Origin of the sequence: uncultured Thalassospira sp. (assembly GCF_963976115.1) — a bacterium.
Classification (GTDB): domain Bacteria; phylum Pseudomonadota; class Alphaproteobacteria; order Rhodospirillales; family Thalassospiraceae; genus Thalassospira.
This window is the reverse complement of record NZ_CAXBJJ010000002.1, coordinates 15,945-30,638: the sequence shown is the minus strand read 5'-3', so window position 1 is coordinate 30,638 and position 14,694 is coordinate 15,945. Positions and strand designations below refer to the sequence as shown.

Below are 14,694 nucleotides of genomic sequence, written 5' to 3'. Positions count from 1 at the left end.
CCCCAATTGGCACAAGCCATTCCCTCACATAACGGAAAGATCATTGGTATCATACAGGGTGGCTGCAAAATTAACGCCCTCCAGCCACATGTAAAACTTCTGCGCTGCCGTCATCCCCTTGCCCGCCTCCCCTGATTGCGGATACTATCCAAGCAACAAAACTCTAACGTGTATTGACCGGCCTTGACCAGCAAACAAATGCAACCTCGGGGAATTTTATGACACATCCGGCACCTGCCAGGGCAACCGAAATTCCGGTCAAGGATTTTCGACAAATATTTGTCTGGCCGCTAGTCCTTGACAAAAAACCGGGCGAAAACTGGTTCAACGATCTTTCAAAAAAAATCTGCGGGCCAAACTGGAAAAAGGTTTCCGATCTCTGGCAACCCGTCACCGGCAAGCAGGATGACAATGACAACAGCATCCTGGGAACATACGAGGAAGCCGTTTATTTCCACGATTTTGTCCGCGATTTTCTGTATCAAAAGGATGGTGATGCGCAACAAAAGGTTTTTCAGCGCAAAGACCTGAAAACCCTGACCGCGACAATCGGTGATGGTACGTCAGACAAAGATTATCACTTTGCTATTGACCATTGCACGCTCCATTTTTTCCCGTTCGGCGTCGCGATCCTTACGCTGGAACTGGGTTTTGATGCAGGCGCAAACACACCGCTGACCCTTGATCAGGCACAAACCCTGATCGATTATCTGCGCCGCGCCTATGCTCCGTTCTGGAAAGATGGCGCACCTGGCCTGTCCCCCAAAAATGTCACCATCAATGACGTGCCCTGTGGTCTGGGGGACTTACAGGACCGCACCACAGCCAGCGCCGCAATGCACAAAAGGGGCTTTCGCGAACCCATGTTCCCGTGGTGGGAACACATCCTGGCCCCGCTGGTGATTGAAGGCACAAAGGCCGCCAAAGAAAACAAAGAACCCGTTTTCCGCCAGGTTCTTGATGAACGCATTCCGGTCATGACAACCCTGTCACTGACACGCGGGGAAGGTCATCGCTCCAATCTGGAACGGGTCTCCGATGGCGACTGGTTCCGCCTCGCCGCCGCCGATGCCGCCGGGAATGATCCCTATCCCTATAACCCCGATTTTCTGGAGCACTACCGCGACAGCTTTTTTTACGACCGCTTTCATGCCCATCGGGACGGCGGCCAGAGTGGTGCCACCCGCTTTCTGTTTGCCGGCTATCATTTTGCCGCCGTCGGGGCAGGGTGGTTCTTTGATAATCTGGTCACAGAACATATGCGCCGTCACTACCGCCAGATGGTGTTTATCGTCCAGCTCGAACATGCCACCCTGCTCATGCTTTCAAGCCGCCTGAGCCATGCCGCCAAACACAAAAACCTTAAAAATGAGACCAAAAACTTCCGCACAGAAGTCATTGAAATTGAAAACGAATTCCTCAACTTCACCCATCGCTATCGTTTCACCGGGGTTTCGAACCAGCTTCAGGGCACCGAGATTTACGACAAATTGCGTCAAAGCATGGGCATTGATCGCCTGTTTGACGATGTCCGCACCGAATTGCAACAGGCCAGCGAATTTGCCCTCGCCCTGGAACAGCACGAGGCAACCGAGGCCTCACACCAATTGACCGAAGTCGCCACACTGGGCGTCGTGATTGGCATTGTTGTCGGCGCTTTGGGCATGAATGTCCTGATTGGCAAACCCCTGGAATCCTGCTTAACCAAAATTTATAATCTTACCAATTTCGGGCTTGCGTTTGACCTCCTGCAAGCAGGCGCGATTTTGGCAATCACCGCATTTTTAACCTTGCTCTTTGTTTTTAGGAACGCCCGATGCAAACTGAAAATATCGCTGATCATTCTGGTTATGTGCGGGCTCCTTACTTCCGGTTTTAGCTGGTTTGGCCTGCACCCCCAAAATGCCGCCGAAACCCCACCCGCGCAGAACCAAACAACGCAAGCGGAAACAAACGAACCAGATAAAACCACACAACAAACCCCATCAACAAACGACCTAAAAGCACCTCCAGCCCTCAATTCACCCGTGGAAAACAACTAACGCTCTGCCATGATTATGATTTTCAGCAAAACAGCCCCAAAACGTGCGCTAAAACACCCGGACCAAACGGAAATTTCTCGTCATTCTTGGAAACCGGTTGCTTTTTGCCCGAAAAATCAGGATATTGCAGAAGGTGAGTCCGGACACGCTGCCCGCATCAATGCGGATTGAGACGTTGACCGTGTCCTTGTTGGGCAGGTGTTTAAGTCCGGACACGCTGCCCGCATCAATGCGGATTGAGACACGAGACGCCGTGTGGATTAACGCGAGGTTGTGTCCGGACACGCTGCCCGCATCAATGCGGATTGAGACGTCAGACGCGTTGCGCAAGGCAGCCGCGTGTTTGTCCGGACACGCTGCCCGCATCAATGCGGATTGAGACCGTTCACGCATACGCTCCCGGGCTTCCGGATCGGGTCCGGACACGCTGCCCGCATCAATGCGGATTGAGACTGACGGACCCGTACCGTATTTGTCGCCTGGTTAAGTCCGGACACGCTGCCCGCATCAATGCGGATTGAGACATTAATACCTTCCACAGTCATGATAGAGTGGAGTGTCCGGACACGCTGCCCGCATCAATGCGGATTGAGACTCGATCTTACGACGCGTGCTTTCGAGAACTTCCAGTCTGGACACGCTGCCCGCATCAATGCGGATTGAGACAGAATGAGGGTACCGTCATTGATATGGGTGATGGGTCTGGACACGCTGCCCGCATCAATGCGGATTGAGACTTCCGGCTGTTGCTGGCCGTTTGAAGCATCAGCCCCGGCACTCCACCCGCCCTTTATGTCGCCTGCCTTGTGCCTGGCGAAGCGGGCTTGACCTGTCTGCGCACAAAAAGTAGAACACATGTGGAACAGATGTGTTCCGTGCCCGGTCTATCGCCCGCTAAAGGAAAAACAGCAATGCAGCAGAACCTGACATCGGTTGAACTTTGTGCGGGGGCCGGGGGGCAGGCGCTGGGGCTGGAGCAGGCCGGTTATGGCCACGAAGCCGCCGTTGAAATAGACAATCACTGCCGCAACACCCTGATGCTCAATCGTCCCCGCTGGAACATTATTCAGGGTGAACAGGCCGATGTAACCCGATTTGACGGGCGACCCTATCAGGGCGTGGATTTGCTGGCCGACGGTTTGCCCTGCCCGCCCTTTTCCGTGGCAGGAAAGCAACTTGGCGATGCCGATGAACGCAATCTGTTTCCCGCAGCATTGCGCATTGTCGATGAAATTCGCCCCCGTGCCATCATGATCGAAAATGTGCGCGGCTTTCTTGATGCCGTGTTTGCCGACTATCGCCAGGGCCTGAAACAACAACTGCACAAGCTGGGTTATCACACCGAATGGCATTTGTTTAACGCATCGGATTTTGGCGTGCCCCAGCTCAGACCACGTGTTGTCATTGTTGCCATTCGCCAGGATATGGCGGAGCATTTCTCCTGGCCCGTGCCCACGGGCATCAATCCGCCAACCGTTGGCGAAACACTCTATGATCTGATGGCCGAAAAGGGCTGGCCGGGGGCTGCGCGCTGGAAACAGCGGGCCGATGATATTGCCCCCACCATCGTTGGCGGCTCCAAAAAACACGGCGGCCCCGATTTGGGACCCACAAGGGCCAAGCGGGCCTGGGCAAGCCTGGGCGTGGATGGCATGGGAATTGCCAACGACACCCCCGAACCCGATTTTGTCGGCATGCCGCGCTTAACGGTGCGCATGGTCGCCCGTTTGCAAGGCTTCCCCGATGAATGGCAGTTTTCGGGCAAAAAAACACCCGCCTACCGCCAGATCGGCAATGCCTTTCCCCCACCCGTTGCCAGGGCGGTTGCCCTTAAAATCAAACAGGCCCTGACGGCCCGCAAATCCTTTCAGGTCGTGGCATGATGACAGAAAGCTGGCTTACGGTCGCAAGGCGGGAATTTCACGCCACCCTGCTGGATAATATCCTGACCAAAAGTGCTACCGGCATTCCCAGCAATGCCGACAAATCCAGCAAACCCAGCATCGCCATCGCAAATTCAATCCTGGAGCAACTGGGACCGGCCAAAACCGCCCCGAAACTCCCCGGTCAAACCGCCGGAGCAGATTTTGAAGGGGTTTGCGCCCGCTTTGTCAGCCTTTGCTTTGAGCATATGCCCCATCTGCGCCCTGGCACCTTCCGGGTGGCCAAAGGCGGTGCAATTGCCTCCTTTGACCAATATGCCCACCTTGATGAACTCGAGGCCATCGCCAAATCCAACCGCGAAATCGCAACCGCCCTTGGCTCCGATTATCTGATAAAACCCGATATTATTATTGCACGCACCCCCGAAGACGACAGCACCCTTAAAGTATGTTTCCTTTAATATGACCCATTTTGCCAGCGCAGTCTGCCGCCTGGTAAGGAGAAGTCCGCAGGGCGTAATGGGTTTACGGACAAGGATTTCGACGCGGCCAGGCGGCAGACTGCGCTGGCCCGCAGGGTTTGTTTTTGGCGGTGTTTGGCGGCGTTACACCGCTCGCCCGATGCGCCGCATCGCGCAGCGCGCTGTGCCTTGCCAAACGACACGCCAAAAACAAACAAAATGGGTTATATTAAAGGAAACATGCTTTAATGCCCGGGAATTTCTGGTCGATACATCAACCGCCCGGCTTAGCAGCCTGCGCCGGGCCAATCAGGGGCTTGATATTCTCCATGCCTCAATCAGTTGCAAATGGACATTGCGCAGCGACCGGGCGCAAAATGCCCGGTCCGAAGGCCTCAACCTTGTGCGCAACCGCAAAGGAAGACTCCCCCATATCGCCGTCATTACCGGCGAACCCACACCGGGCCGGGTCGCATCCCTCGCACTGGGTACCGGCGACATTGATTGCGTTTATCACTTCGCCCTTTACGAATTGCGCAGCACCCTGATCGCGCAAAACCGCGAAGAGACCCTGGAGCTGCTCGATACAATGATCGAGGGCAAACGCCTGCGCGATATTTCCGACCTGCCGCTCGATCTGGTAACATGATTTTGTTCTCGCAAGGCCGCCACAACACCCAATCGCCCGTGGAAAACACCCAACTGGCTGATATATTGATGATTTTGAAAAAAATGATCGCCAAACCCGGCCAAACCCGCCCCGCAAAAATCACAAATTCCCGTCACCTTTGGAAAGCGGTTGCTTTTCATCCGAAGAATCAGCATATTCCAGAAGGTGAGTCTGGACACGTTGCCCGCATAAATGCGGATTGAGACAGAAGCTGTTCGCAGTTCTTTTTAGCTGTTTCAGAGTCTGGACACGTTGCCCGCATAAATGCGGATTGAGACTGGTCTGATTTGCGCGCAAAGTTGGGGGATGTTTTGTCTGGACACGTTGCCCGCATAAATGCGGATTGAGACATAGTTCTTTTGCTTACCCTTGGCCTTTTGCTTCGTCTGGACACATTGCCCGCATAAATGCGGATTGAGACCGCTCGCCCACGTTCACACGCAAGAGTTCGGCGAGTCTGGACACGTTGCCCGCATAAATGCGGATTGAAACTTCTTTTGTTGAGAGACGGCAACTGAGCTTGAATCCGGACACCCTGCCCGCAGGGAGACGCTGCCATGATGAATCAATTGGGCCTCAGAACCAGCCCATCACACCAGCCAATAGCCCTCTTCACTTTCAAAGGGGGCGGCATCGCCATAAACACGACTGCGAGCGCGGCCATCGGCACCGATGACATAAACCCGCAAACTGTCGCCCTCCCCCAACAGGGCGGCGATGCGCTGGCCAAGGCTGTTCGCATCGGCTTTGCCCATCGCAACCTCGAACACCGAATATTGCACCCGGGTCGCCGCATCCTCCAGCAACCGGGCAATCTTGCGACGACGTTTATTGTCCGACACGTCATAACTAAAAACCGTCAGCATCTCCCCGCGTGCCATATCACCCTCCCCTGTTCGCCAGACGTGACATTCCGCCTGCCAGCCGCCATAATGCCCACACGGGCCGTCCAAAAACACCCAAAACAGCCCGTTCGCCCGTGGAAAAATGATAACCACCTGCCATGATTATGATTTTTGTCAAAATGACATGCAAAACCCGCGCAAGAACACCCGACCAAACGGAAATTTCCCATCTCCGTTGGAAACCGGTTGCTTTTTGCCCGAAAAATCAGGATATTGCAGAAGGTGTTCGGACGCCCTGCCCGCATGAACGCGGATTGAGACTCACCTCTGACAGCTGAAACGGGGTTTCCTTGGGTTCGGACACACTGCCCGCATGAATGCGGATTGAGACAGATGCTTCAGCCAGCACCGCCGCAACGTTCGCGTTCGGACACACTGCCCGCATGAATGCGGATTGAGACTTTTACCCGCTTAGCGAAGGTGTAACCTTCCAAGGTCCGGACGCCCTGCCCGCATGAATGCGGATTGAGACCTTGATGGTTAACTGATGGTTGATTGATGGTTGGTTCGGACGCCTTGCCCGCATGAATGCGGATTGAGACTCTTCAAACCCTTCCGGCTGTTCCTGATACACCTTGTGTCCGGACGCCCTGCCCGTATCAATGCGGATTGAGACGCGCCAATGTTCTGTTGGCTGTAGTAATTGATGGTCCGGACGCCCTGCCCGCCTCACATTACCTCATCGCCAGCAAGCGGATCCCTGCTGCCAAAACAACCACATACCGGGCGGCCTTCTCAAAAATCCATATGATAAGGCGCAAAGGCGGTGTCGGCGGGCGACAGGCAGTGTTTGCCATAGGCGCGGGCTTCCTCGGCCATCAGGCTGCGCCAGGTTAGTTTGCGATCCGACCGCGGGCTTTTAACCAGGCGCGCGGCGGCGGTTTCATAGCCGCGAATAATGGCCCGCACCGCCTCCCGGCGGATATGGCAGGTGCCGTCATCGCGGTTTGAAAACATCTCCGGTTTTAACCGCCCCTGGTTAAACAGGGCCACGGCCAGCCCCTCTGTCAAGGGCGCGCGAAACCCTTCCATCACATCCCAGACACAGGCTTCATGGCCATCGGTGCTGACATGCAGCACACCAAAGCCGGGATGCAGGCCACCGGCCAAAATCGCCGCCCGCACATCGCGGGTCAGCATCGCGGTCAGATAATTGATCGTGGCATTAAGCGGATCACGTGCGGGGCGTTGCCGATGGAAAGGTTGTGTGGCATGAGCGCACAACCGGCCAAGGGCGGGCCAATACCGGGCCGCTGCCGCCCCTTCATGGCCGCGCAAACTGGCAACAGTGCCATTTACCGGCAATTTGCGGATCATGCGGCCCATATCGCGGGCTGCCACAATAACATCGGCATCTTTGGCCTGCCGGTTCAGGCGGTGCAGCTGGGCGCGCTGGTTATGCAGCCGCGCCCTGACAATGCAGCGCGCCAGCGCAAAGGCGCGCGCCGGATCCAGCACAATCGCCGCCTGGGCAAGATGCAGCGCCGCACGGTCATGATGCGGGCGATACAGCCAGCCCTGCGTTTCCCCATGCCCGTTCATAAATGAGATGCCGGTATCTGTCGCCAGCGCATGGCGGATCACATCGCTATCGACCCGCGCATCGGGGCCAAGGTCGATCCGGTCTACCCGCTGATGGGAAATCGCCAAAAGCTCCCGGTCCTCCTGTGCCGTTTTGACCGTAAAGCTCATATTGCGAAGCCCCAGGCGACGCCCCGGTTCGGTCACATAAAGCACACGCTGGCCCCGGTCATAGCCACTGGCCCGTTCTTCAGCCTCGGCCTCTTTTTGCTGCTGCATGTCAAGGCTGGCCTGCAGATCGGCGGCGGCAACATCCTGCATCACCGAAACGGGGTCTTCTTGCGGGTCGCCAACCTGCTTAAGGATCATGGAACGGACAAACAAATGGCCGAGAAAGGCAAAGCTGCGGTCAAAATCGACAATGCCGGTTTTATCAGACTGCAATTCCAGACCATACCGCCCCAGAACCGCACCGGAATGCGCCAGCGCCTGCCGGGCGGCGGCTTCGTTGCGGCACAAAAGCACAAAATCATCGGCAAAGCGGACAAAGGCGATGCCCTTTGCATCCAGGGCATCGTCAAACATATCCAGATACAAATTGGCCAAAAGCGGCGATAACGGCGCGCCCTGGGGCAGCCCGATACCGGGCGTCTGAAATGCCAGGCCCGCATGTTCAAGCCACACCCCCACCAGATCAACCAGAGGGCCAGCCCCCGGACGCGGCCCCAGCCCCTGCTCCAGCCGTGCCAGCAATGGCTGATGCGCAATACGTTCAAAACAGCGCACAATATCGGCTTCCACCACATGGGTAAACCCGCGCTTGCGCCATTTTTCAACCGCCCGCACCGCCATCATAACAGAGCGACCGGGACGATAGGCAAAACTGCCATCCTCAAATTGCGGGTCCAGAATCGGCGATAATATCTGCGCACAGGCGGTTTGCGCGATACGGTCTTCAACCGGTGGAATGGCAAGCGGGCGCATCTCGCCATTCTTTTGGGGAACCTGCAAAAGGCGCAACTCGCCGGGGCGATAATCCCCGTCGCGCAATTTGGCCGCCAAAGCCCCAAGGCGGCTTGCGCCGCGACGCTGAAATTCCGCAATCGTCTCCCCGTCCCCGCCAGCACAACCGCCATTATGCCGCACCTTTTCCCACGCCGCCGCCAAATTATCGGTCGCAACCAGTGCGGCAAAAAGGTCTTCGGGCATAACGGGCCTCCTGTATTTACGAAAAATGAGCAATAATGACCGCGACAAAGGATATATCAGTCCCCTAAAAACACAATTCGCCCGTGGAAAATTTGCAAGCACCTGCCATGATTATGCTTTTCACCGAAATCGCCCCCAAACCCGGCGCAAAAACACCCGGACCAAAGGGAAATTTTCCGCCCTTCTTGGAAACCGGTTGCTTTCTGCCCGAAAAATCAGGATATTGCAGGAGGTCAGTCCGGATAGCCTGCCCGCATGAATGCGGATTGAGACGCGTATCAACACATTCAATGATAACGAAATGAGTCCGGATAGCCTGCCCGCATGAATGCGGATTGAGACCTAAAGCATTCATACCTGCTTTATAAAAATCATCAGTCCGGATAGCCTGCCCGCATGAATGCGGATTGAGACTAAGTGTTTGGTGCGAAAATCACGGCTGTTTGTCCGGATAGCCTGCCCGCATGAATGCGGATTGAGACACAATGTTATACACCACAATGCCGTGTCCGGTTGGGTCCGGATAGCCTGCCCGCATGAATGCGGATTGAGACTTTAACAAACCTGTTTCGACGGGATTTGCCATATGCGCGTCCGGATAGCCTGCCCGCATGAATGCGGATTGAGACGCGGTGAAGGTCGCACCCGGCTCGACATAGAGTCCGGATAGCCTGCCCGCATGAATGCGGATTGAGACCAGGTGGGCACGGCGCAGGTTGGCACCGCGCAGGGTCCGGGCGCCCTGCCCGCATCAATGCAGATTGAGACGTTCCCCTATCGCCCTGATAGCAAACGGAAATAGATCTGGACGCCTTGAGTGCATGAATGAGGTTTAAAATTGACAGCAGCAGTTAAACTTGCATGACCAAAACCGGAAGAATTATCGGGATGTTAAAGGCAGTACCGGCTTTGATGCTCATAGGGTCCTTATCTGCTTGTGCAACCGCACCACAGCAAAATCTGGAAAATATTCGCGAGACACAGGCAAACCGCCAGACCGCCGCAACCCGGATCTACAGCCAGTCTCCCGATCAAATCTACAATGCCGCGCAAACTGTGTTTAACGCGATGGACGGAAGCGACTTCATCTATAATATGCAACAAGACAGATTGCTGGCGTCACGCATGTGGACATTTTTTGCCGTATTTTCTTCTGGCTGGGGACGGCAATATTTTGAAGTTCTCGCCCGACAGGAAGACGGCAAAACAGCTGTGACGCTTGGCGAAAGTGAAGAATCAAATGTCGGCATGTTTTCTTTACCGGTTTCAACCAGATTTAAAGATCATTTACCCATAGGCGGAAACACGACCGTTGGTGCAACCATTGGCGATTACAACCTGTTTTTTGATCGTCTCGACTATGCCCTGGGTCTGTCTGCCCACTGGCCGTCTTGTGATAACGCTAATTTCTATCGCAATATGGAATCAGGCAAGCGTCTGGTCTTTTGTGATCTGATCGGTATCGACGACAAAACCCCTTAAGTCCGGTTTGGTTGTTGCAACCAGCCTGCCGATCACACCAGCCAATAGCCCTCTTCGCTTTCAAAGGGGGCGACATCGCCATATACCCGCAAACTGTCGCCCTCCCCTGTGACTGCCAGACGTGACATTCCGCCTGCCAGCCGCCATAATGCCCCACACGGGTAGTCCCAAAACACCCAAAACAGCCCATTCGCCCGTGGAAAAATGATAACCCTCTGCCATGATTATGATTTTTGCCAAAATGACACGCAAAACCCGCGCAAAAACACGCCGACCAAAGGGAAATTCCCCATCACCGTTGGAAACCGGTTGCTTTTTGCCCAAAAAATCAGGATATTCCAGAAGGTCGGTCCGGACGCCCTGCCCGCATGAATGCGGATTGAGACCGCCTTCATCCATAGGGTTGGACACCCCATCCCGTCCGGACGCCCTGCCCGCATGAATGCGGATTGAGACTCATCCAGAATTCAGGATCGTAAAACCGCTTGTGTCCGGACGCCCTGCCCGCATGAATGCGGATTGAGACGCAAAGGCATCTTTCGACCAATCGATATCAAGGTCCGGACGCCCTGCCCGCATGAATGCGGATTGAGACTATGGCCGACACATATATCCGTTAAATTACCCCGTCCGGACGCCCTGCCCGCATGAATGCGGATTGAGACCCTTTGTTGTTGTCCCCTTCCATTGCCTTCTTTGTCCGGACGCCCTGCCCGCATGAATGCGGATTGAGACTTTATCACAGCAGGGGCAGGTAAAGCTGGACTGTCCGGACGCCCTGCCCGCATGAATGCGGATTGAGACTAGCGTGCGTTTGCGACATTCCGCCATCCACTGAGTCCGGACGCCCTGCCCGCATGAATGCGGATTGAGACTTGCATATCATCGCGTGAACCGCACAGGATCGAGTCCGGACGCCCTGCCCGCATGAATGCGGATTGAGACGCGTACGCAAGCAGAAGGAGAGACCAGTTTGAGTCCGGACGCCCTGCCCGCATGAATGCGGATTGAGACCGAAGGGCCTTGCGAAGGGCGACCGCGCCATTGGCCCGGACGCCCTGCCCGCATGAATGCGGATTGAGACTCTTCCGCCGGGGCCGAACCCGAACCGCCGACAATCGTCCGGACACACTGCCCGCATGAATGCGAATTGAGACCAAACTTGCCTCGGCTATGTCTTTGTCCTATAAGTGTAAGCGTCATAGGGTCGGCAGTTCCTGACCGGACCTCAACTCCCAGATCCTGGCAAACCGCAACGGGTCAGCGTTGCGGTTTTTATTGTGCACGCCGATACAGCCCGATACCCATTCGAATCTCTCGCAGATAATCTTCTGCCGTTTGAAATGTCATCCCCCCTTGTCCAGCCATCACGTCCCCATTCAAACACAGAAATGCCCGGCTGCTTTTCCCCTTCGACCAGAAACTGCGCGATATAACGACACTGCAAAACCGGTTTATAGGTTGCGCCGTGAAACTCGCCTGCAAGCCATATCTCATCGGGCGCTTTGATTGCATCCATACACCCTGCCCGCATCAATGCAGATCGAGACTTAAGGAGATCGAATTCATCCCCGCGCCTTGCGCGTTTGATCCGAATCCGATATCTGCAATCTTGCTCCAGCCACCTCTTTCTCCTATAATTTTTAACAGGGTTATTGCACGAGAAGACTGTTTCGCCGAGCTCCCTCATGTGCAAACCGGCTCGGTCGCGGCGACGACCGGGCCTTAAAGCACGTTTCCTTTAATATGACCCATTTTGTTTGTTTTTGGCGTGTCGTTTGGCAAGGCACAGCGCGCTGCGCGATGCGGCGCATCGGGCGAGCGGTGTAACGCCGCCAAACACCGCCAAAATCAAACCCTGTGGGCCAGCGCAGTCTGCCGCCTGGCCGCGTCGAAATCCTTGTCCGTAAACCCATTACGCCCTACGGACTTCTCCTTGTCAGGCGGCAGACTGAGCTGGCAAAATGGGTCATATTAAAGGAAAAGTGCTTTAATCCCTCCGATACGGCAAGATGCCGTTGCGAAAATCCCTGATATAATCTTCGCTTGAATCGAATGTCGTCACACCGACCCAGCCATCGCGCCCCATTCAAACGCCGCTATGCCCGGCTGCTTTTTCCCCTTCGATAAGAAACTGCGCGATATAACGGCACCGCAAGACCGGCTTGTGTCCGGACACATTGCCCGCATCAATGCAGATTGAAACGGTCAACCAGCGGCACAGCAACTGCCTCTGGATTTTTGAAATTCCAAATATAATTCTTGCGCGGTTGCCGGAAATTCAGGTGAAACTCGCCAGCCCTGAATGCTGGCCATCAGGCCAGTAGCAGCAATATCCATGTGGCGTATGGTCGGCAATCGCACGTGTCCGGACACCCACACACGCAATTTCCGGCTTCCTGGCATTGTTCCCCGACAACAGCCGGGCAAAATCTGCGATTTTCAAAAAGGCGAAAGCGCCAGCCGGTAATGGCCCATGCCAAGAGCAGCGCGAGACCCGACATGCGCATAAGCCCCCAAGGACAGCAGGGTTGCCATAAAGGGCGACAGCGGCGGCAGGGCCAGCGTGCCCAGCACACCTGCCATATCCATGCGGCGTTGTTGGGCAAGGGATCCCCTGCGCCAGACCGGCTGATCGTCGATGTGCCAAACGGCATGGTGGCCCAATAATTCGGCTTCCTGCGAAAAACGGGCGGGGTCGAGATCAATCGACATGCCATGCCAGCGGGCCAGCCCCTCCAGACGATTACCCAGACTTTTAATCAGGCTGGCCGGACGCACATGCAACTGTTCGCCGCTGCGCACCACCACCGGGCTTGTGAACACCAGGCTTGCCCCATTGGCCATATCCGCCACCGGCAGGCCACTGGACACCCCGATATTTCGGTCGATAACATCAAGCGGGCGGCGGTTGTTCCCGGCCTCGTCCAGACCATGGCGCAACCCGCGCACCAGGGCATCGGCGGCCTCGCCTGCCCAATCGCTGGCAATGCCAAACAGGGTCAGGTTCACCACAAGGTTCCCTCCAGCCGCCTCAGCCGACAGCACAAAGGGCTTGGGAAGTTCAATCCGCCCGTCAACACGCCCGAAACTGTTAAAAAACAGGTCATAGGCACAGGGGGCTGGCCACGGGCAGGGCTGTTTGGCAACCGCTTCAACCGATGCGCCTTCGGCAAGTTTGCGCCCCCATGCCCCGCGTATCCGGGCGATGGTGTTGGGGACGCGGGCCAGATCGGCGGCACGGGTGCAGACCACACCAATCCGGGCCATCTGCCATGTGCTTGCCAGATGCGCCAGTGTGACGCGGTTGTCGGCTGCGTCATTCACATAGGCCCTCAGGCCAAATGTCTCTTCTGGCGATTTTCGGGGTTCAACATACTGACCGGCCAACGACTTACTCCAGAAACGGGTTGCCGCCAGACAATCAGGCAGACATCGAAAGTTGTCAATCTATCGCCGGGCACCCCCATATCTGCTGACCCGGTTTTGGGCTCGCCGAAATTTTCTGATCGAATGATAACACCATTTCGTTGAGCATGGCTTGCCATGCGAATAAGCAGGACGCCCGTCTGGGCGGCTTGGTGGTCCCACCAAGCATGTCCTGCCAGACCCACGACAGGGTAAAGTTGTGCAATCTCGTGCAAAGTCCTGCAATCTTATGCAATCTCCTGCAAACTCCCGCAATCTCATGCAAACCATTGATTTAAAATGAGTATCCCATTTATTTCTCTATGAGGAAAAACCATTTTCCAACTTGCTCTTTGGCTTCCAATGTGGATGATGAAAAAGGTCTGCTGCTAATAATTTTCTACTTTTAATTGATTTTCAGAGAGGCTATCTACATGACAGAAATCTTCACTTTCAGGTTCGATAACCTTGATTTCCGGGCAGTTGAAATTGATGGACAGATTTGGGCTTTGGGTTCCGATGTGTGCAATGCTTTAGGTTTATCCAATTCACGAAAAGCAATTTCGCGATTGAAAGATGATGAAAAAAATACCGTAACCATCAGTGACGGTATTCCGGGCAACCCAAATCGGACGATCATTAACGAGACCGGCATCTATCGACTGATTTTTACCAGTCGGATCGAAGCTGCGGAAAAGTTCAGGCACTGGCTGGCGCACGAAGTTCTTCCCAGCATCCGAAAAACCGGCGCTTATCGAACGAGTGAAAATTCTCCGCAATCGGGCACCGATGACACCATCACCCAAAAAATGCTCGAGCTTCAAGAACGGGAAAACGACCTGAACCATCGCTGGAACCGCTACAATCTGGCGCAAAATGAAGACCTGGCAAAGCAGTTCACCGAAAAAAATATGGAAAACCAGGTCATTGTCGGTTCCGCCGATATTCTGGTGCGGCATTCCTCTCTTGGCGATGACGAAATTTCCGGTTTTATCACCCCTCTCGCCTCCAGCCACAAATACCCGCCTGAATGGGTTGCCTGGCGGCGGCGGCTCGCCAATGAAGCCCGCGGAGCCGAGGCAGCCCCATCACAGTCGATCCAGCACTAAAAAC

The 14,694-nt window shown here is 55.2% G+C and carries 9 protein-coding genes and 4 CRISPR repeat arrays; of the genes, 6 read left to right on the top strand and 3 right to left on the bottom strand.

The features are described from left to right. Nucleotides 1–218: 218 nt before the first annotated feature. The 4 genes from AAC086_RS02155 (at nucleotide 219) to AAC086_RS02140 (ending at nucleotide 5,035) form a co-directional block, all read left to right on the top strand. Nucleotides 219–2,042: a hypothetical protein gene (locus AAC086_RS02155; RefSeq protein ID WP_339774712.1), complete on the top strand. Its 1,824-nt coding sequence runs from the start codon at nucleotides 219–221 to the stop codon at nucleotides 2,040–2,042. Between the two features lie 137 nt (nucleotides 2,043–2,179). Then, nucleotides 2,180–2,779: a CRISPR direct-repeat array (repeat unit 37 nt; unit sequence GTCCGGACACGCTGCCCGCATCAATGCGGATTGAGAC). 174 nt (nucleotides 2,780–2,953) lie between these two features. After that, nucleotides 2,954–3,925 (top strand): DNA cytosine methyltransferase, encoded by a 972-nt coding sequence (locus AAC086_RS02150; protein WP_339774710.1) that lies wholly within the window; start codon nucleotides 2,954–2,956, stop codon nucleotides 3,923–3,925. Further along, nucleotides 3,922–4,386 (top strand): NgoMIV family type II restriction endonuclease, encoded by a 465-nt coding sequence (locus AAC086_RS02145; protein WP_339774708.1) that lies wholly within the window; start codon nucleotides 3,922–3,924, stop codon nucleotides 4,384–4,386. Before AAC086_RS02150 ends, AAC086_RS02145 begins: the two co-directional genes overlap by 4 nt. 58 nt (nucleotides 4,387–4,444) lie before the next feature. Beyond that, the gene (locus tag AAC086_RS02140; RefSeq protein WP_339774705.1) at nucleotides 4,445–5,035 is read left to right on the top strand and encodes an NgoMIV family type II restriction endonuclease; all 591 of its coding nucleotides are present in this window, start codon (nucleotides 4,445–4,447) and stop codon (nucleotides 5,033–5,035) included. 190 nt (nucleotides 5,036–5,225) lie between these two features. Then, nucleotides 5,226–5,614: a CRISPR direct-repeat array (repeat unit 23 nt; unit sequence TTGCCCGCATAAATGCGGATTGA). A 32-nt stretch (nucleotides 5,615–5,646) separates the two neighbouring features. Here the strand turns inward: AAC086_RS02140 and cas2 are convergent. After that, complete coding sequence (gene cas2, locus AAC086_RS02135) at nucleotides 5,647–5,937, bottom strand: CRISPR-associated endonuclease Cas2 (RefSeq protein WP_339774703.1); 291 nt, start codon at nucleotides 5,935–5,937, stop codon at nucleotides 5,647–5,649. 759 nt (nucleotides 5,938–6,696) lie between these two features. After that, nucleotides 6,697–8,691 carry a CRISPR-associated endonuclease Cas1 gene (gene cas1, locus AAC086_RS02130; protein WP_339774700.1) on the bottom strand — a complete coding sequence of 665 codons (1,995 nt, stop codon included), beginning with the start codon at nucleotides 8,689–8,691 and terminating at the stop codon, nucleotides 6,697–6,699. A gap of 236 nt (nucleotides 8,692–8,927) precedes the next feature. After that, nucleotides 8,928–9,459: direct repeats of the CRISPR family, unit length 37 nt; unit sequence GTCCGGATAGCCTGCCCGCATGAATGCGGATTGAGAC. Between the two features lie 93 nt (nucleotides 9,460–9,552). Here cas1 and AAC086_RS02125 point away from each other — a divergent pair. Continuing rightward, entirely contained in the window at nucleotides 9,553–10,173 is a 621-nt protein-coding gene (locus AAC086_RS02125) for a hypothetical protein (protein ID WP_339774698.1), read from the top strand. Nucleotides 10,174–10,522: 349 nt separating this feature from the next. Beyond that, a CRISPR array of direct repeats spans nucleotides 10,523–11,330; the repeat unit is 37 nt; unit sequence GTCCGGACGCCCTGCCCGCATGAATGCGGATTGAGAC. Nucleotides 11,331–12,615: 1,285 nt separating this feature from the next. On the opposite strand, the gene cas6 is transcribed toward AAC086_RS02125, so the two are convergent. Continuing rightward, complete coding sequence (gene cas6, locus AAC086_RS02120) at nucleotides 12,616–13,500, bottom strand: CRISPR system precrRNA processing endoribonuclease RAMP protein Cas6 (RefSeq protein WP_339774695.1); 885 nt, start codon at nucleotides 13,498–13,500, stop codon at nucleotides 12,616–12,618. 515 nt (nucleotides 13,501–14,015) lie between these two features. On the opposite strand from cas6, the gene AAC086_RS02115 reads away from it, so the two are divergent. Then, nucleotides 14,016–14,690, top strand: a complete 675-nt coding sequence (locus AAC086_RS02115) for a BRO family protein (RefSeq protein WP_339774693.1) — start codon at nucleotides 14,016–14,018, stop codon at nucleotides 14,688–14,690. The last annotated feature ends 4 nt before the right edge of the window (nucleotides 14,691–14,694 follow it).